This window comes from Bacillus pumilus (genome assembly GCF_024498355.1).
Taxonomy (GTDB): domain Bacteria; phylum Bacillota; class Bacilli; order Bacillales; family Bacillaceae; genus Bacillus; species Bacillus pumilus_P.
This window is the reverse complement of sequence record NZ_CP101833.1, coordinates 1,156,781-1,173,020: the sequence shown is the minus strand read 5'-3', so window position 1 is coordinate 1,173,020 and position 16,240 is coordinate 1,156,781. Positions and strand designations below refer to the sequence as shown.

Genomic DNA, 16,240 nt, shown 5'->3' with positions numbered 1-16,240 from the left:
CTGATTTCAAAACAGAAAACCCCTTCTTCATAAGAAGAAGGGGTTTAATCGCTTCCTCTTATCTTCCAAGCAAAAAAGCTGCTTGCTGGATTTAGCACCTTGGTACATCACGTGACGTGATGCATACCGGTTGCTGAGGTTTCAAAGGGCCAGTCCCTCCACCTCTCACGATAAGAATGTGTTGTCTGTCTGTTCTAATTCTTAATACTGTAACGTATTAAAACTCATTTTTCAAGGGGAATTGTAATGATTAATTAAAATTTTCTGTATTTTATAATAGAATGGATGTCAGCCGATTTGATTGCATGTTAGCATATAGGAACAACGCTGTCTTTCATGTTACAATGAATGGAAACGTTTCACTTGTGATGAATTTGGTTAGCTGGAGGAATGGATTATGGTGAAGAAAACAGGAATCATTCAAGAAGAAACCTTACAGTCAAAAGAACTTGGGACGGACATGACCGTTTTAATCTATTTGCCAGTCAATTACTCCCCACTTTATACATATCATGTCATCATTGCACAAGATGGTCATGATTATTTCCGCTTAGGTAAAATAGGCAGACAGGCGGAAGAATTGATGCAAAATAAAGAAATAGAACGCTCGATTATCATTGGTGTTCCTTACGAAAATGTCACTGAAAGGCGAGATACGTATCATCCAGATGGCACAAAGTTTGAGGCGTATAAACGCTTTTTGGCAAATGAACTTGTCCCTTATATTGATGAACACTATCCAACGTATCAAATTGGGTCAGGACGTACGTTCATTGGTGATTCACTAGGCGCTACGATTTCACTCATGACAGCCATTGATTATCCTTCTTTATTTGGCGGGCTGATTTTGCAGTCTCCATATGTTGATGAGTCGGTCTTAGAAGCCGTCAAACAGTCAACAGCACTTTCTCATTATGCCATTATCCATCAAATTGGATCGGAAGAAACGGCTGTGAAAACAACAGATGGCCAAGTGCTTGATTTTATCAAACCGAACGCAGACTTAAAGGCCCTTCTTGAACAGTCTGGTGCGGATTATTTATTTGAGACATTCGAAGGGGATCATAAATGGACGTTTTGGCAGCCACTCATTGCCCCTTCGTTAAAAAGAATGCTCCCATATTCGTTAATCAACTGAATTTTGTTATAATAAACAATAATAAATACTTTCTTAATCAGGAGGGAACATGATGAAATACGGAGTTGTTATATTTCCATCAAAAAAATTGCAAGATATTGCGAACTCTTATCGGAAACGTTATGATCCGAACTATGCACTCATACCGCCTCATTTAACATTAAGAACACCTTTTGAATTAACGGATCTAGAAGCAGCTGAGATCGTTTCAACCTTGCGAGAGTATGCAAAAAATGCTTCTCCCATTACCTTACGTATTAAAAAATTCAGTTCATTCGCTCCTGTAAACAACGTCATTTATATGAAAGTAGAACCGAACGAGGACTTAATGGGTCTAAATGAAAAATTGTACACTGACTCACTTGCTGGCACACCGGAATATGCATTTGTTCCGCATGTAACAGTGGCTCAAACATTATCAGATGATGAGCATTCAGACGTACTTGGCACATTAAAGCTGAGAAAGATTGATCATGAAGAAACGGTTGACCGCTTCCATCTTTTATATCAATTAGAGAATGGATCTTGGACCGTTTATGAAACATTTATTTTAGGAGAGGGATAAAGACATTTGAAAACAGTCATCGCAAAAGCACAAACACAACGAGAAGATGCATATTACGTTCGAAAAGAAGTGTTCGTAAAAGAACAAGAAGTTCCTTTAGAGATCGAAATTGATGAACTAGAAGACGAAGCCACCCATTTTGTCATTTATAACGATGACAATCAGCCGCAGGCAGCCGCTAGACTGCGTATGATTGAAGGTCCCAAGGCAAAGCTTGAACGGATTTGTGTGCTAAAAGAGGCGCGCTCTTTTGGCCTTGGTCACAAACTACTAGAGGCGCTAGAAACAGAGGCCGCTTCCAAGGGAGCGAAGGAAGCTGTTATGCATGCACAAGTCCAAGCTCTTCCTTTCTACGAAAAGAAAGGCTACAAAGCCGTTTCTGAACCATTTGAAGAAGCGGGTATCACACATGTCAAAATGACAAAAACACTATCTGTTTGATCAAAGAGAAAAGCCAAGGCATCATGGATGCTCTGGCTTTTCATTATTCATTATCGTTCGTCAAGGTAAGAAAGCGCAATCATTTATATATACGCATTGATATGAATGCCCTTTCCTTCCTCCATAAACATATCTCGTACAAAGCGTTCCCGCTTTTTTTGCTGTACTTTCGTTTCTGCTTCTGTCACTAAGTCCTCTTTTTTCTCCAGCTCTCTGTATACCTTGTCATGAAAGGTGCGAGTGACCTCTGTCACTTTCGCATAGTCTTCTTTATCCTGAGGAGCAGGACGATTGATATATTGAAAATACAGATCCGGCTGAATCGGGGCTATATATCCCATCAAGAACGCCTCCTTTGCTTCTCTTCTATTCTACTATTCCCTAAATATGACTGTTTGAAACACGCTTCATTTGATATGATTAGATTTGTTTCTTTTAAAGATTGATTGACTATTGGAGGACTAGCTTTGAATTGCGCACGACGACATGATCGAACGATCTCATTACATACGTATTCGAGAGAACATTATCAATTCCTCCATGATGAGGGGAAAAAAGGGCACTTATCTTGCCCATATTGCGGACAACCCGTCTTTTTCAGATTAAATATACATGAAGAGCCTGCCTTTATTCATAAGCAAACGTCTCAGCAAGAGATGTGCGAAAAAGCAGAAGAACAAGAAGACAACATGAAAAAAAAGAAAGAACCAGAGGAAAGTGCTTCCTACAAAGAACTTGGCAGCTTCCGTTTTCCAACTGGCAAACAGGTCATCTCGCAAACAAAGGAATCGTATGATTGGCAGGAACCAAGGTCGATTCAATTTAGCGAAGCCTTACATTTAGAAGAGAATGAACAAGTACATACCATTGACCTTTTTCCTCAAATCACCTTTAGCGCGCCGCAGCTTCAAGCTGTCACACATAAAGATGGTCCAATGCTTGTTCTGGCTGGTGCCGGAAGCGGGAAAACAAGGGTGCTGACGGCTAGAGCGGCTTATCTGATCTCACGCCATCAAATTCCTGCTCACCATATATTACTCGTCACTTTCACTACAAAAGCCAGCAGTGAAATGAAAGAAAGACTGCGCAAGCAATACCAGCTTCATCCATCACAAGCGAACCAAGTCGTGACGGGCACCTTCCACAGTCTTTTTTATAAAATGCTGCTTCAAGATGATCCAAACAGATGGAACGGCCAGCACCTGATCAAGTTCGACTGGCAAAAGGAACAGTACCTTCGGAAAGCAATCATGAATGAAGGACTTGATGAGAAGGACTACCCTACCGATCAAGTGTTACAATCGATCGGCTATTGGAAAAATGCCTGTTTACCAGGCGAACTTCCTGAGCTAAAAGATGAAAAGGACAAAAAAATCTGGACGATCTATCAATCGTATGAACAGCAGAAACGGGACCATCAGCAATTTGACTTTGATGACATGGCCATTGCCTGCTTACACATGCTGACGGAACAGCCTGAACTTCTCAAACGATATCAAGAACGATTCAAATATATTTTAGTTGATGAATTTCAGGATATTAATCCGGTTCAATATCAGTTGATTCAGCTTTTAGCCGGAGAATCAGAGCAGCTATTTTGTGTAGGTGATGATGATCAAGCCATTTATGCCTTTAGGGGCAGCAACCCTGCTTTCATTCTTGAATTCAAACGGGACTATCCTTCAGCTCAGATCGTCCATTTACATGCGAATTATCGTTCTCACCATACAATTGTCGCAAGTGCAGATGCCATTATTAAAAGGAACCAGCATCGTTACGCGAAGACGTTAAAAGCTGTTCGTGCGGAGAAAATCCCTCCCACTCTCTTTTATCCATATGACGAGGAAGAGGAAGCGACCATGATTGTGGCAGATATTCAGGAAAAAATTAAAAACGGAGCAAAGCCGAATGATGTCTGCGTGCTGTTTAGAACCAATACGGGAGGACGCGCCATTTATGAGCGGCTGCATCAATCGGCGATTCCGTATGAGACAGATGCTGGCGTGAAAGCCTTTTACAGCAGACGAATTGTTCGAGTGCTGCTCGCCTTTCTTTCTTTAAGTCAGGATGCAGATGATGTGGCTGCAATGAAACAGCTGCTGCCGGTCTTCTTTTTAAAGCAGCAGACACTGAACACCCTGAAGGCGCTGACCATCACGGAGGATTGTTCAATGGTAGACGCCCTTGGAAAACTAACAGACATTCAGCCGTTTCAGCGTAAAAAGCTCCAATCGATCGTTCCCCTGTTCCGAACCTTACGAACGTTAAAGCCGTCTGACGCTGTGGCGTTTATTGAACAAAAGATGGGACTTGGTGATTACTTAAAAAAACGTGTGAACGATACGAATGTGCTTGAAAAAGGGGCAGATGATGTACGTGATGTGAAAACAGCTGCAAAACGCTTTGAAACAATTGAAGCCTTTCTCGCACATGCCGAACACATGAAGTCTGCTGAAAAGGAAAAAACAGATGAACCAGGTGTTCAGCTCATGACGATTCACCGTGCAAAAGGACTTGAATTCCAAACGGTGTACATCACTTGTGTGGTCGACGGGGCACTGCCCCATGATTTCTCACTTGATGAACTGAGAAGCGGTGATGAGGAAGCTATTGAAGAAGAGCGGCGCTTATTATATGTTGCTATGACAAGAGCAGAACAATCTCTCTATTTATCTGTTCCATCATTTAGAAGAGGGAAAACCGCTCATCGTTCTCGCTTTTTGTACCCTCTTCTAAAGAAAAATCGTGAATGATTCACACAAAAACAACAGGCCCCCCTTTGAACGGAGAGCCTGTTGTTTATTTTTTGTTGTTCATCATTTTAGCGATTGTATTGAAATCAAGCTTTTCTTTCCCACTTGTAATCGATTGAACGATTTTGTCTTCCATCTCTTTAGGTACACGTTTGTTTGCAAGCTGCGCTACTTTTTTAATGACGCCTCGAACAGTCGCCTCATCTTTAAAATTGGCATTTTGCAATGAACCTGCAAGCTTAAAGACATCATTCATATTCACACCTGTTTTATTTTCGACGCTTTTAAAGAATTTATTATCCATTCATTTGCCTCCTCTTTGTGGAGTAATCACCTTACTATATGAAAATAGGCGAGATATGTGCCTATCCTAAGGCCTTGTTTGACCAAAGAGAAAGGAAAGCAAAAGGCTCCCCCATTGCTTCCCTCACCTTCTTACTGTTTAGTTAAAGAAAGAAGCACCAACGATGATTAGAAGAATGAACAACACGACGACAAGAACAAATGTTGAACCATAGCCGCCGCCGTATCCGCCGCCATAACCGCCACCGTAACCGTAACAACTCATATTTAAGCACCTCCTCTACTCCATTACAAAATATGAAAAAAACAAGAAATGGTTTGGACGATCACATAAAAAAGTGCGGAAATTTTATTTTTGCTGTTTAAATACGTAAGCCGTGTCTCCATGACGCATCATGAATGCCTCTGTTTCCTTTGCAAAAGCATCCATCTTGTCGCCAAATACCTTTAAGTGCTGCTCAAGATCATTCGCTTTATCAGCTAGATCCATTTCAACCTTTTCGTGCGCTTGTTCTTTCCCATCATGCGGTTTAGTGAACAAAGAGCCGATTAATTGTTCGAATGCGTCCATTCTAGTCACCCCTTCTCTCTTTCATATGCAGAACTCAAAAAAAGGCAACAAAAAAACCGGATAAATCCGGCTTTTGTTTTTGCTACTATTGATATTTCTTTTTCTTTCCACAGCCGCAGCCAGTCTTCTTGATTTTCTTCGTATGAACAGATTGTTGATTTGACTGCGCTGGATAACCTTGAAGCATATGTGACGGCGTTTCAGTTGGTTTCATCGCAACCCTTCCTTTCCTATTCCATGTTAGTATATGCATTTTTTTTAAGCGTGTCTGATCAGAATGCCTGTTTATTTCACAAGCTTCGACACGACCGCTTCAATCATGCCTGCTGCTGCGGCAATCGCTAATAGTAAATTTAGCCACATGCTGATGACAGGAAAAAGTATGTATATCACAAGTAAAGCAGCAGTGCACCACATGCCAGTACACCAATAGCAGCTTAACAGCTCTCCTACCCAAGACCGCAGTCCTTTTCCTTTGATGATGATATATGTCTCGACCTCACCTTGTTCGTTTACCTCTTCCTGTTCTTCATGAAATAGACGGCGGAAAGGGGCAGTAATGGTATCAAACACAATCAGCCTCGTCAGTCTAAAGGATGCGAGGGCAAATATAGCAAATGACAAAGCACCACTCAGGAACCTCCACCTCCTTCTTTCTTCTTTTTCCGTCCTTTCTTTATATATGCAAAAAGAAAGACCGCCATGATGAATCGAGCGGAAATAAAATTGGGTTGTACTTTTTCACGCTTTCCGATTCCACCTTGAGCCTCTTCTGCATTAAATAATGTATAGATAAGAAAGGAGTGAAAGTATTGTCTATTGAAGAAAGTGCTGATTTATTATACACACAACTGTTAAACGAATTAATCAGCAATTATGATGATTTCATCGAAATCAAGGATTCTGAAAATGTCACGATTCATAAAACAGATGTAACAGCTGCACTCTCCCTTCAAGCGACCGTAACGACAATCATTACTCTTTTAATTCAAATTCTTGTACCAGACGATGAATTGGCTACAGACATCACAGAGCAGCTTTTATCCACACAACAAGTGACAGTCCAAAAGAAAACTGTGATTCAAATCATCAACTGCTATAACGTCACGATTACATTATCTGATGCATCCATTCTAAACTCCGTACAAATTCTCACTCAAACACTGAATGTACTCTTAGTTGAAGCCGGCATTCTTTGACCCTTTCTTTTTCTAACATTACGTATGAAAGAGGTGAAATAATCGTGGCTGAAGAGAACGAAAAAAAGGATTTTCAAATCAATACTGATGTTGATCCATTAACAAGCCTTCTTGTGAGTGATATTTTAAACAAAAACAATATCACCGATGATCAGAAAGCAAATATCTCAGATGATCAGAGAAGAATGATTCTGAAATTAGTTGAGGACCTACAAAAGAAGGCGAATGATTTCGTAGAACAGCAGCAGGAGAAAAAAAGGCAGGCTGAAGCAGCAAAACATCTTGAAGAAGTCGAGCCTGAATCACAAGTGCGCCCAAAACGAAATTCGCTTCGAAATCGTATTCAGCAGCGCCGTGATGCGCAGCGTAACAACGATTAAATAAAAATGGGTTGCCTGCTAGGGTAAATGCCCGAGACAAAACAGTTCATTCCAGCATTTAATAAAGTAAACGGAAGGAGGAAAAGAAATGGATTCTAAACCATACTCTTGGGTCGCTCTAGATCGTAACTGTACACACCACGGCGATTACAACTACGAAAGAAAAGCTGTTTGTGACGGCCACTATTATAATGACGAAGACGTCTTACAAGACTTTGATCAAGTGAGTGTAACAAAGCAGACATCTGAGGAAGTCATTATCGTCAGAGACTCATGTGACATTAACGTATCTTCTGTTGACGCACAAGTTGCAGCATCTATCCAAGTAGCTGTTCAAACAGCGATTATCACAATTACAAACATCTCAATCGCTGATGGTGATTTGGCTGACCGCGTTACTCAAGATCTCTTGCAAGCCGCTACTCACAAACAAACAAACCGTCAAAAACTTGTCATCGAAAATTCAAGAAACGTTACAGTATCTACAATCGATGCAGACATCTCGATCGCAATCCAAACACTTACTCAGACACTTGTTGCGACAATCGTTGCAATTGGTATCCTCTAATGTACAAAAGCAGAGCGAAAAGCTCTGCTTTTCTTTTTATTAAAAATACATCAAATATAATTAGTCATTTACCCACACCAACTAGAGGGCGCATACATATGTTGTTAAGGACTAAAGTCAAATACCTTGTTAAAGGAGCTGAAATCCATGAGCTGCGGAAAACACCATGGCCGACATGATGAAAACTGTGTATGCGATGCGGTTGATAAGATTTTAGCAGAGCAGGAAGCTGTAGAAGATAAATGTCCTACGAGCTGCTACAGTAATTTATTAAGCCCGACAGTTTCTGGAAAAGATACAATTCCGTTTTTACTTTTTGATAAAAAGGGCGGATTGTTCTCTACTTTCGGAAACATTGGAGGATTTGTTGACGATTGCCAATGCTTCGAATCCATCTTCTTCCGGGTTGAAAAATTAAATGACTGCTGTGCCACATTATCTGTATTAAGACCTGTTGATGTACACGGACATACGCTGAGCGTGTGTCACCCTTGTGACCCTGACTTCTTTGGTTTAGAAAAAACGGACTTTTGTATCGAGGTTGATTTGAACTGCTTCTGCGCGATCCAATGTTTAAACCCAGAACTTGTAGACAGAGTCATGCCAACGAAAGATAAAAAACATCATCACCACAGCTAAACAAATCGTCCGTTGACCTAACTTGTCATGAGTCGAAGCATCCCCTTCCTTACGAATGACAACCAATCATGCGGAGCAGTCAGCAAAAAAGCTGCCGCTTCCGCATTGATTGAACCAAAAGGCTTCAACCGGCGCAACACAACATATCGCTTGTAGATGATGACAGTGCTCAAATACTCAAACAAAATTCCTTGTATAGGAGGGTTGAATATGAGCCGCAAACATTCATGGAACTGTGTAGCAGAGGCTGTTGAAAACATTAATGACTTACAAAATGCCGTCGAAGAAGATTGCCCGACTAGCTGTTACAGCAATCTCCTTTCTCCATCACATTCATTAGGTGACACTGTCCCGTTTGTTCTATTTACATCCAAATCAAAACCATTTGTCGCATTCGGAAACGTCGGAGAAGTAGATGCAGGACCTTGCTTCAGCACTGCATTTTTCAGAGTCGAACACATCTCTGATCACTGCGCAACACTCAGCTTGCTTATTGCATTTGACAAAGACCGTCATATTTTAGATTTTACAGATAAAGATTCCGTATGTGATGTGTTCCGATTGGAAAAATCGAAGTATTGCATCGAAGTGGATCTTGACTGCTTCTGCGCAATCGAGTGCTTAAATCCACGACTCATCAACCGTAGCTGCTAACAAAAAAAGTCCCTAAATGGGACTTTTTTCATATTCATTAAAAACCAAGCGGATGAATCGAGGAGATCTCATCAATCGCCAATTCGACTGGATTTCCGCCGCCTGCAGTACGAATGATCACCGTATTTTCTTCTCTATCCATGATAATCCCTCTGTATGTTTTACCATCGGCTTCGACAAGGCAAAGTGCTCTTGGCATATTATGAGGCAGACTTGTCAGAAAATCGACCTTCTCGTCAATGTTCATTTGACTTAAAGGCTTTTTCACTCGTTTTCTTCTTGGTTCTTCTTTTGTTTCATGAAATACGCCTTCTGGCTGCTTTTCCTCTTCTTTCAGGGGCTCTCGTTCTTGTATAAGCTCTGCTTCTTCTGTGCTCTCTTGTTCTTGCTGAAGTGCAGGCGGCTCTTCTTCTTTTTTTTGCTCTACTTCCTGTGATACAGGTTCCTGTTCGCTTTCTTCGATCGGTTCTTTAGCGCTTTTTTTGTTTTCTGACGGTTTTTCTGACTTCTTTCGCTTTCTCACCATATCTTGCATGGCCGGCTTTGATTCATCATAGCTCGGCTGAACAATATACATAAGCGGCTTTTGATTCTCATCACCTTTATTTGACATACTGATCCCTCCCGAATGATTCATTCCTTATATATATGAACGGATGCTTCAAATCAGAAGAAAAATAAAAAAACAGCATACCAGTCATTGGTATGCTGCAAGTCATTTATTCGCTTAGCGGGCAATGATATGGAAGCCAGAATCAACATGAAGATTCTCACCTGTCATGCCGCGAGATAGATCACTGAATAAGAATAATGCTGTATCGCCAACTTCTTCAGGAGTTGTTGTACGGCGAAGCGGTGCACGCTCTTCAATATCCTTCAGGATCGTATTAAAGCCGCTGATTCCTTTTGCAGATAGAGTACGAATTGGGCCAGCAGAAATACTGTTCACACGGATACCTTCTGCTCCTAGATCAGCTGCTAAATATTTCACACTTGCTTCAAGTGCTGCTTTCGCTACACCCATAACATTGTAGTTAGATACAACGCGCTCACCGCCTAGGTATGTAAGCGTCACAATGCTTCCGCCCTCTGTCATCAATGGACGTGCAGCTTTTGCTACTGCTGTTAATGAGTATGCACTAATGTTGTGCGCCAAAAGAAAACCTTCACGGTTCGTGTTCAAATATTCACCGACAAGCTCTTCCTTGTTTGCAAATGCAATCGCATGCGCAACACCATGAATCACTTGTACTTTTTCTTTAATTGTTGCAAAGCATTTTTCAATTTCTTCATCACTTGTCACATCACAAGGAAGAATAATTGAATCATCACGCTCAAGTGTGCTTGCAAGCTCTTTTACAGATTCAGCAAGACGGTCTCCAACGTAAGTAAAAATCAAACGTGCTCCTGCTTCGTGAAGTGAGCGAGCAATCCCCCACGCAATGCTTCGTTTATTGGCAACACCCATCACCACAATATTACGGCCTTCTAAAGAAAAGTTCATATGTATTAAAGCCTCCTATTTTTTCAAGACATAGTATTAGTACCTGATCATAATATTATCACAGATCATAAGATATTGACAATTTCCGATGAAAGAAAGTTTCTTTTTAGCCCTTTGTCTTCTTTTCAGCGTGATTGAAAGCCCTTAAAGTCTAGGAAGGACGAGTACTGGCATGGAGCGAATTTGACATTTGTGAGCACCAGCACGCAGGACTGACAAAGAATGCGAGGGTTTGTCTACACACTGAGACCGTCCCCACAAGTGAAGACGGTCTAATTTTTATCCTTTGATCCTGTTTTGCTGATAAGCAAAATGGTTGGTAGGCCCGTGACCAGCGCCAATATGCAAAGGATATTTGATGGCTTCATGGACAAAGGTTTCTGCTGTTTCAAAGGCTTCCTTCATGGGACATCCTTTGGCTATTTCCGCTGTTAATGCCGCTGCAAAAGTACAGCCTGTGCCATGTGTATGTGGTGTATCAATATGTTCATTTGTGACTTCAATAAAGCCTTTTCCATCATACAACAGGTCTGTGATCAGGCCGTCAGATGGACCGTGTCCACCTTTGATCACCACGTATTTCGTGCCGAGCTCATAAAGACGTTCTGCTGCTAGGTAGCGATCCTCTTTTGTCTGAATGCGTAACCCTGTCAGCACTTCTGCCTCAGGAAGATTAGGCGTTACTGCATAGCTGACAGGCAGCAAGTGTGTTTTCATTGCAGAGACAGCATCTTCATTTAATAAAGAAGCCCCGCCTTTTGCAATCATGACTGGATCTACAATCAGCTTCATCTGATATTGAAGCGTTTTTTCAGCGACTGTGTTGATCATTTCAGCACTCCACAGCATCCCTGTTTTGACGGCATCTGGCAGTAAGTCTTCTGCCACTGCATCTATTTGACTTTTGAGCGCCTCGATAGAAAGCGGATATATACCATGAACACCAAGTGTGTTTTGCGCTGTAATCGCTGTGATCGCAGACATTCCGTACACCCCGAGCTCCTGAAAGGTTTTCAAATCTGCTTGAATGCCTGCTCCGCCGCCAGAATCAGAACCCGCGATGGTTAATGCCTTTTTAATCGTCATTTCATCACACCCTCTCATTAGCCAATCCATTGATGATAAATGGTTCTCGCTTTGACAATATCACTTGTACCATGTACAAGCGCCCTGCCATCTTTGAATAAGACGAGCTTGAACTCATCCTTTTGACAAGAAAGCAAATACGGATTTTCAAGCACGTCCATTCCTGCTTTCTTTAGCCGAATGGCCACTTCATGTAAAGGCGGTGGCGTCCCTGCTGCACTGCGGATTTGCACCGTATTGCGGCCACAAAGTACGTCTGCCTTCGCTCTCTGGTCATATGAGAGAAATGGATATGTCTTCAGTCCACAGCTTGGACATTGCTCCTTCTTTAAAGACAAGATGGACCGAATGTCAGACCGTTCATTTGTCCATAAATCAAAGGATCTTAATATCGGAGTCACTTGATGTCCTGTTAAACATTTAAGAGCATCTGCCACTTGATATGCCGCCACCTGCTGCACAACCGGACTAATGATACCAGCTGTATCACATGTCATGCCTTGTGCAGGTAAATGCTCAAGCAAGCAGTGTAAACACGGCGTCTCTCCCGGAATGACAGTGAATTGAATGCCATAGCTGGCTACACAGGCTCCATAAAGGAAAGGAATTTGATGTTTGATGGCCGCATCATTTGCGATCATTCGCACCTCAAAATTATCCGCTGCATCCACAATGATCGAAGCCCCGCTGACGAGTTCATCAATATTTTGAGCGGTCACATCAATGACGATTCCTCTTACACGGACTTCACTGTTCACCTGCTTGAGTCTTTTTTCAGCCGCCACAGCCTTTGGCAGCCTGTCTTGTACATCTTGCTCTGTGTAAAGCTGCTGACGCTGAAGGTTGCTCCATTCAATATAATCTCTATCCAAAATGGTGACAGAGCCCACGCCAGCTCGAACGAGCATTTCAGCACTAGCTGTCCCTAGGGCCCCCGCTCCAATAATGACAGCCTTTGAGGCGTTTAGCCGCTCTTGCCCATCTGTTCCGATCGGCCGAAAAAGCTCTTGGCGTGAATAACGTGTGCTCAAAATGCTGGCATCCCTTCCTGCGGACTGCTGGCTGTACCATAGTTTTTCAACGGAATACGTCCTGCCTCAAAACCTAATCTTCCTGATTCAATGGCCAGCTTCATCGCTTTTGCCATTTTCACGGGGTCCTTTGCACCAGACACAGCAGTATTCAGCAATACAGCGTCAGCCCCTAGTTCCATCGCATAAGCCGCATCCTTAGGAGAGCCTACGCCCGCATCAATAATGACCGGCACCTTCGCCTGCTCGATAATAAATGAGAGATTCAGAGGGTTTAGTAAGCCTTGACCTGAACCAATTGGAGAGGCCCCTGGCATGATGGCGTGAACACCGATTTCTTCTAATTTTCTTGCCAGTACCACATCATCTGATGTATACGGCAGCACGATAAAACCTTCTTCCAATAGCATTTCAGATGCTTTTAGCGTTTCGACTGGATCTGGCAGAAGGGATCTTGAACAGCCAATCACTTCTACCTTAATCATGTCACACAGCCCCGAAGCCTTCGCTAAACGGGCAATACGCACCGCTTCTTCCGCTGTACTTGCGCCTGCTGTATTTGGAAGTAATGTATATTTTGATAAATCAAGCTGCTCTAAAAAATTCGGCTGAGATGCTTCAAAAATGTTCATTCTTCGCACAGCAAAGGTCAAAATTTCAGCTTCTGATACGTTCACTGCTTCCTTTTGAACCTCAAATGATGGATACTTTCCTGTACCAAGTAATAGTCTTGATGTGAATGTTTTTCCGCCAATGTGTAGCATTTTGTCATCCTCCTCCTACAAAGTGAACGATTTCAATCGTGTCATTTGGTTGAATTTCTACTTGTTGAAACGTTTTTTTATCAATAACTTCTTGGTTCTTTTCGACGATCACCACACGATTTTCAAGCTGATAGGCTGATAGCAGATCATAGATCGTTCCATTCTCTTTATCGAAATCAACCACTCTGCCATTCAATTGAATTTTCATACGAACAATGCCTCCTTTCGACCAATGCGAAACGCTTGAAGCCATTCCTCTTGGACAGGCTCGCCTAATATCAGGTCTCGAATAATTTCTCCAGTAATTGGCGCAAGTAAAATGCCATTCCGGTAATGTCCCGTCGCAAAAAGGATACGCTCATCTTCCGGGTGTCTTCCGATATAGGGATGCCGGTCGCTTGTCGCCGGACGAAGACCTGCCCAGCACTCTTCAATCGGCATCTCCTTGATAGAAGGCATGAGCTGAGACGCTTTTTGAATCACAGCTTCAATGCCGCCAAGTGTTGGAACAGCCTGCCACTCATTTGGCTTCATCGTTGCACCAATCACCAGCTTTCCGCTATCTCTTTGAACGATATAACAATGATCATGGTAAATGGTGTGTGCGAGCGCTGGACCACTATTCCACACAGACACACATTCTCCTTTTACTGGATAGAGAGAATAAGGTAACCCCAGCTCTTCAAAAAAGCGGCCAGACCATACACCACTTGCTATCGTAAGGTCATCACATGTGAATGTGCCTTTAGCTGTTCTGACAGTTAATACATCTTTGTCCCGTTTGACTTCGATCACAGGTGTAAACTCCTTCACATCCGCCCCGTACCGAACAGCCGCCTGCCACAATGCCCTGCATACCGCATAAGGCTCAACATGAACATCTTCTTCAATGAAACCTGCTCCCATGATGTCATCTGCGATTTGCGGCATACGTTTTTTCACACAACTTGCTTCAAGCCATTGAAACGTGGACAAATGCTGCATCCGGCAAAGTGCACGTTTTTCTTCTTCTGTAAAGGCCACCTTCATAATACCGCCCACTGATGTCCGAATATCAATGCCTGATTCATGCTGAAGATCGACTTTTAATTTTTCATATAATGTCTGGCTTGCTCTGCCTACCTGAAAGAAAATATCCTCATGACCCTCTCCTTCAGCATGTGCACCAAGCATTCCAGCAGCCGCACTCGTCGTTTGCTTCCCTATCTCATTTGCCTCAAGTAATAGAGCCTGCTTTCCTGCTTTTGCAAGGTGATAGGCAATTGACATCCCTATGATTCCACCGCCAATGATTGCAATGTCATAATGCTTTTTCATAAGGATTCTCCTTTAGCTTTTTAGAAAATGCTTGCGCCATGATGTGCGGCTGATGGTGTGTGAAAATTCCCGACATGACAGCAATCCCTTTCACATTCACATGCATCAAGTCCGGGATTCGATCAGGCGTCAATCCACCAATGACCACCACCGGAATGGACAGCGCAGAAGTCAGTTCTTCCACAAGCTTTACGCCTCTCGCCTTAAGCCCTGGTTTACATGAGGTGTCATATATGTGCCCAAACATGACATACTCTGCACCACTTTCCTCGGCCGCTTTGGCTTCTTCTATCGAATGAACAGACACACCCGCATGAAGGTGAGGAAATTTTTGTCGCAGCTCCTTTGGCGAAAAGCTGTGACCTGGGAGATGTACCCGGTGAATATTGGTGAGCAGCGCAACGTCTACTCGGTCATTGATAACGAGTTTCTCTTTCGGTACACCTTCTGAAAGGAGTTGTCTCACGAGATCAACAAGTTCACTTGCTGTTTTAGACCGTTCCCGGATATGAATAAAGTCCACTTTAGATTCAATGGCTTTTATTTGCTTGATCAGCTCATTGACCGGAAACGAATCATTTGTCACTGCGTGGAGTTCCATTTGCACCAACCCCATCCAAGCATGCTGTTTGCCACGTTTCTTTTTTATACGCCATCTCCCAGAAATGGTATTCGTAATAGCTTGAAATCACAAAATTTTCTTTCATATTGGCCCGCACATGTTCTGGTGCTTTTTCCGCAAGTTCATCAAAGCGGTTGACCTGTTCAAAGACAAGCTCTTTAAACCAATCTCCTCCATATGTCAAAATCCATTCTTGATAAATCGGATGGTCAGGTGTCGTTTGTTTCAGCTTTTCTCCCACCTCATAATATAGCCAGTAGCACGGCAATAACGCGGCTAAAATTTCTTCAAATCGTCCGCTTTTCACAGACCTGTACATATGTGAGGTATACGCATAAGCAGTGGGTGAAGGCTTAAAGCTTTCAAGTGCTTCATCAGAGATCTGAAGCAGCTCTGTGAACTTTCTATGCAGCGATAGCTCTGCTTCATACGTGCCCTGCGCATGATACGCCATTCTGCCCGTCGTATGTAAGTCCTCACTAATGGCAGCTCCATATGCTTGCATCTTTGCGAAATGAGTTAAATAATACGAATCCTGCATCACGTAATAGGTGAACCGATCGAGTGATAGTGTGCCATCTCCAATCCCTTTCACAAAAGGATGCGTAAAGCTTCCATTCCACCATGTTGCTGCTGCCTCTTTACATTCCTTTGAAAATGTCATGTTTCTCTCCTCCTGTTTCTTCATATAAAAAAGCCACTTTC

The 16,240-nt window shown here is 42.6% G+C and carries 24 protein-coding genes and 1 riboswitch; of the genes, 9 read left to right on the top strand and 15 right to left on the bottom strand.

The features are described 5' to 3' along the window. Window positions 1-55 precede the first annotated feature (55 nt). A riboswitch (SAM riboswitch) is annotated at window positions 56-177 on the bottom strand. 220 nt (window positions 178-397) lie between these two features. Genes NPA43_RS05790 through NPA43_RS05780 form a run of 3 tightly spaced genes read left to right on the top strand, consistent with a single transcriptional unit; the run spans window position 398 to window position 2,144 of the window. Continuing rightward, a complete protein-coding gene (locus tag NPA43_RS05790) occupies window positions 398-1,138 on the top strand; it encodes an alpha/beta hydrolase (RefSeq protein WP_099727557.1) in 741 nt (246 codons plus the stop codon). Between the two features lie 52 nt (window positions 1,139-1,190). Next, complete coding sequence (locus tag NPA43_RS05785) at window positions 1,191-1,703, top strand: YjcG family protein (protein WP_230030890.1); 513 nt, start codon at window positions 1,191-1,193, stop codon at window positions 1,701-1,703. 6 nt (window positions 1,704-1,709) lie between these two features. Continuing rightward, window positions 1,710-2,144, top strand: a complete 435-nt coding sequence (locus NPA43_RS05780) for a GNAT family N-acetyltransferase (RefSeq protein WP_249705217.1) — start codon at window positions 1,710-1,712, stop codon at window positions 2,142-2,144. Between the two features lie 83 nt (window positions 2,145-2,227). Here the strand turns inward: NPA43_RS05780 and NPA43_RS05775 are convergent, their stop codons facing one another. Next, window positions 2,228-2,485 (bottom strand): hypothetical protein, encoded by a 258-nt coding sequence (locus tag NPA43_RS05775; RefSeq protein ID WP_230030892.1) that lies wholly within the window; start codon window positions 2,483-2,485, stop codon window positions 2,228-2,230. Between the two features lie 126 nt (window positions 2,486-2,611). Here NPA43_RS05775 and NPA43_RS05770 point away from each other — a divergent pair, with 126 nt between their 5' ends. Continuing rightward, entirely contained in the window at window positions 2,612-4,897 is a 2,286-nt protein-coding gene (locus NPA43_RS05770) for a UvrD-helicase domain-containing protein (protein WP_099727561.1), read from the top strand. Window positions 4,898-4,943: 46 nt separating this feature from the next. Here the strand turns inward: NPA43_RS05770 and NPA43_RS05765 are convergent, their stop codons facing one another. The 5 genes from NPA43_RS05765 to NPA43_RS05745 form a co-directional block, all read right to left on the bottom strand. Beyond that, window positions 4,944-5,201 (bottom strand): sporulation-specific transcription regulator SpoVIF, encoded by a 258-nt coding sequence (locus NPA43_RS05765; RefSeq protein ID WP_003212292.1) that lies wholly within the window; start codon window positions 5,199-5,201, stop codon window positions 4,944-4,946. Between the two features lie 138 nt (window positions 5,202-5,339). After that, complete coding sequence (locus NPA43_RS05760; RefSeq protein ID WP_099727562.1) at window positions 5,340-5,465, bottom strand: YjcZ family sporulation protein; 126 nt, start codon at window positions 5,463-5,465, stop codon at window positions 5,340-5,342. A gap of 84 nt (window positions 5,466-5,549) precedes the next feature. Further along, the gene (locus NPA43_RS05755; RefSeq protein WP_099727563.1) at window positions 5,550-5,771 is read right to left on the bottom strand and encodes a hypothetical protein; all 222 of its coding nucleotides are present in this window, start codon (window positions 5,769-5,771) and stop codon (window positions 5,550-5,552) included. An 85-nt stretch (window positions 5,772-5,856) separates the two neighbouring features. Continuing rightward, entirely contained in the window at window positions 5,857-5,985 is a 129-nt protein-coding gene (locus NPA43_RS05750) for a hypothetical protein (protein ID WP_256499472.1), read from the bottom strand. 71 nt (window positions 5,986-6,056) lie between these two features. Further along, window positions 6,057-6,407: a DUF1360 domain-containing protein gene (locus NPA43_RS05745; protein WP_099727564.1), complete on the bottom strand. Its 351-nt coding sequence runs from the start codon at window positions 6,405-6,407 to the stop codon at window positions 6,057-6,059. A gap of 167 nt (window positions 6,408-6,574) precedes the next feature. On the opposite strand from NPA43_RS05745, the gene NPA43_RS05740 reads away from it, so the two are divergent. The 5 genes from NPA43_RS05740 to NPA43_RS05720 all read left to right on the top strand — a co-directional run bounded on the left by NPA43_RS05740 (window position 6,575) and on the right by NPA43_RS05720 (window position 9,211). Continuing rightward, window positions 6,575-6,970, top strand: a complete 396-nt coding sequence (locus NPA43_RS05740) for a spore coat protein (protein WP_230030893.1) — start codon at window positions 6,575-6,577, stop codon at window positions 6,968-6,970. 44 nt (window positions 6,971-7,014) lie between these two features. Next, complete coding sequence (locus NPA43_RS05735) at window positions 7,015-7,350, top strand: spore coat protein (protein ID WP_099727565.1); 336 nt, start codon at window positions 7,015-7,017, stop codon at window positions 7,348-7,350. An 88-nt stretch (window positions 7,351-7,438) separates the two neighbouring features. Then, entirely contained in the window at window positions 7,439-7,918 is a 480-nt protein-coding gene (locus NPA43_RS05730; protein WP_099727566.1) for a spore coat protein, read from the top strand. Between the two features lie 147 nt (window positions 7,919-8,065). Beyond that, window positions 8,066-8,557: a CotY/CotZ family spore coat protein gene (locus tag NPA43_RS05725; RefSeq protein ID WP_099727567.1), complete on the top strand. Its 492-nt coding sequence runs from the start codon at window positions 8,066-8,068 to the stop codon at window positions 8,555-8,557. A 210-nt stretch (window positions 8,558-8,767) separates the two neighbouring features. Continuing rightward, on the top strand, window positions 8,768-9,211 hold the full coding sequence (locus NPA43_RS05720) for a CotY/CotZ family spore coat protein (RefSeq protein WP_008348434.1): 444 nt from the start codon (window positions 8,768-8,770) through the stop codon (window positions 9,209-9,211). A gap of 37 nt (window positions 9,212-9,248) precedes the next feature. On the opposite strand, the gene NPA43_RS05715 is transcribed toward NPA43_RS05720, so the two are convergent. The 9 genes from NPA43_RS05715 to tenA form a co-directional block, all read right to left on the bottom strand. Next, window positions 9,249-9,824 (bottom strand): CotO family spore coat protein, encoded by a 576-nt coding sequence (locus NPA43_RS05715; RefSeq protein ID WP_230030894.1) that lies wholly within the window; start codon window positions 9,822-9,824, stop codon window positions 9,249-9,251. Between the two features lie 114 nt (window positions 9,825-9,938). Beyond that, window positions 9,939-10,715 (bottom strand): enoyl-ACP reductase FabI, encoded by a 777-nt coding sequence (fabI, locus tag NPA43_RS05710; RefSeq protein WP_003211867.1) that lies wholly within the window; start codon window positions 10,713-10,715, stop codon window positions 9,939-9,941. Between the two features lie 279 nt (window positions 10,716-10,994). Next, the gene (gene thiD, locus NPA43_RS05705) at window positions 10,995-11,801 is read right to left on the bottom strand and encodes a bifunctional hydroxymethylpyrimidine kinase/phosphomethylpyrimidine kinase (protein ID WP_256499471.1); all 807 of its coding nucleotides are present in this window, start codon (window positions 11,799-11,801) and stop codon (window positions 10,995-10,997) included. Window positions 11,802-11,818: 17 nt separating this feature from the next. Then, window positions 11,819-12,832 (bottom strand): thiazole biosynthesis adenylyltransferase ThiF, encoded by a 1,014-nt coding sequence (locus NPA43_RS05700; protein WP_249705213.1) that lies wholly within the window; start codon window positions 12,830-12,832, stop codon window positions 11,819-11,821. Next, window positions 12,829-13,596, bottom strand: a complete 768-nt coding sequence (locus NPA43_RS05695) for a thiazole synthase (protein WP_099727571.1) — start codon at window positions 13,594-13,596, stop codon at window positions 12,829-12,831. The genes NPA43_RS05700 and NPA43_RS05695 overlap by 4 nt, the downstream gene beginning before the upstream one ends. 4 nt (window positions 13,597-13,600) lie before the next feature. Next, window positions 13,601-13,804: a sulfur carrier protein ThiS gene (gene thiS, locus NPA43_RS05690; protein WP_099727572.1), complete on the bottom strand. Its 204-nt coding sequence runs from the start codon at window positions 13,802-13,804 to the stop codon at window positions 13,601-13,603. Beyond that, a complete protein-coding gene (gene thiO, locus NPA43_RS05685; protein ID WP_099727573.1) occupies window positions 13,801-14,913 on the bottom strand; it encodes a glycine oxidase ThiO in 1,113 nt (370 codons plus the stop codon). Before thiO ends, thiS begins: the two co-directional genes overlap by 4 nt. Next, window positions 14,897-15,514, bottom strand: coding sequence for a thiazole tautomerase TenI (gene tenI / locus NPA43_RS05680; protein ID WP_099727574.1), 618 nt, complete (start codon window positions 15,512-15,514; stop codon window positions 14,897-14,899). The genes thiO and tenI overlap by 17 nt, the downstream gene beginning before the upstream one ends. Then, window positions 15,489-16,199, bottom strand: a complete 711-nt coding sequence (gene tenA, locus NPA43_RS05675; RefSeq protein ID WP_099727575.1) for a thiaminase II — start codon at window positions 16,197-16,199, stop codon at window positions 15,489-15,491. The genes tenI and tenA overlap by 26 nt, the downstream gene beginning before the upstream one ends. Window positions 16,200-16,240 lie beyond the last annotated feature (41 nt).

Excerpts from the sequence above, each read along its gene's own strand:
- NPA43_RS05790 (WP_099727557.1), top strand. The coding sequence starts at position 398 with ATGGTGAAGAAAACAGGAATCATTCAAGAAGAAACCTTACAGTCAAAA.
- NPA43_RS05785 (WP_230030890.1), top strand. The coding sequence starts at position 1,191 with ATGAAATACGGAGTTGTTATATTTCCATCAAAAAAATTGCAAGATATT.
- NPA43_RS05775 (WP_230030892.1), bottom strand. The coding sequence starts at position 2,485 with ATGGGATATATAGCCCCGATTCAGCCGGATCTGTATTTTCAATATATC.
- NPA43_RS05765 (WP_003212292.1), bottom strand. The coding sequence starts at position 5,201 with ATGGATAATAAATTCTTTAAAAGCGTCGAAAATAAAACAGGTGTGAAT.
- NPA43_RS05760 (WP_099727562.1), bottom strand. The coding sequence starts at position 5,465 with ATGAGTTGTTACGGTTACGGTGGCGGTTATGGCGGCGGATACGGCGGC.
- NPA43_RS05755 (WP_099727563.1), bottom strand. The coding sequence starts at position 5,771 with ATGGACGCATTCGAACAATTAATCGGCTCTTTGTTCACTAAACCGCAT.
- NPA43_RS05750 (WP_256499472.1), bottom strand. The coding sequence starts at position 5,985 with ATGAAACCAACTGAAACGCCGTCACATATGCTTCAAGGTTATCCAGCG.
- NPA43_RS05730 (WP_099727566.1), top strand. The coding sequence starts at position 7,439 with ATGGATTCTAAACCATACTCTTGGGTCGCTCTAGATCGTAACTGTACA.
- NPA43_RS05725 (WP_099727567.1), top strand. The coding sequence starts at position 8,066 with ATGAGCTGCGGAAAACACCATGGCCGACATGATGAAAACTGTGTATGC.
- NPA43_RS05720 (WP_008348434.1), top strand. The coding sequence starts at position 8,768 with ATGAGCCGCAAACATTCATGGAACTGTGTAGCAGAGGCTGTTGAAAAC.
- NPA43_RS05715 (WP_230030894.1), bottom strand. The coding sequence starts at position 9,824 with ATGTCAAATAAAGGTGATGAGAATCAAAAGCCGCTTATGTATATTGTT.
- fabI (WP_003211867.1), bottom strand. The coding sequence starts at position 10,715 with ATGAACTTTTCTTTAGAAGGCCGTAATATTGTGGTGATGGGTGTTGCC.
- thiD (WP_256499471.1), bottom strand. The coding sequence starts at position 11,801 with ATGACGATTAAAAAGGCATTAACCATCGCGGGTTCTGATTCTGGCGGC.
- NPA43_RS05695 (WP_099727571.1), bottom strand. The coding sequence starts at position 13,596 with ATGCTACACATTGGCGGAAAAACATTCACATCAAGACTATTACTTGGT.
- thiS (WP_099727572.1), bottom strand. The coding sequence starts at position 13,804 with ATGAAAATTCAATTGAATGGCAGAGTGGTTGATTTCGATAAAGAGAAT.
- thiO (WP_099727573.1), bottom strand. The coding sequence starts at position 14,913 with ATGAAAAAGCATTATGACATTGCAATCATTGGCGGTGGAATCATAGGG.
- tenI (WP_099727574.1), bottom strand. The coding sequence starts at position 15,514 with ATGGAACTCCACGCAGTGACAAATGATTCGTTTCCGGTCAATGAGCTG.
- tenA (WP_099727575.1), bottom strand. The coding sequence starts at position 16,199 with ATGACATTTTCAAAGGAATGTAAAGAGGCAGCAGCAACATGGTGGAAT.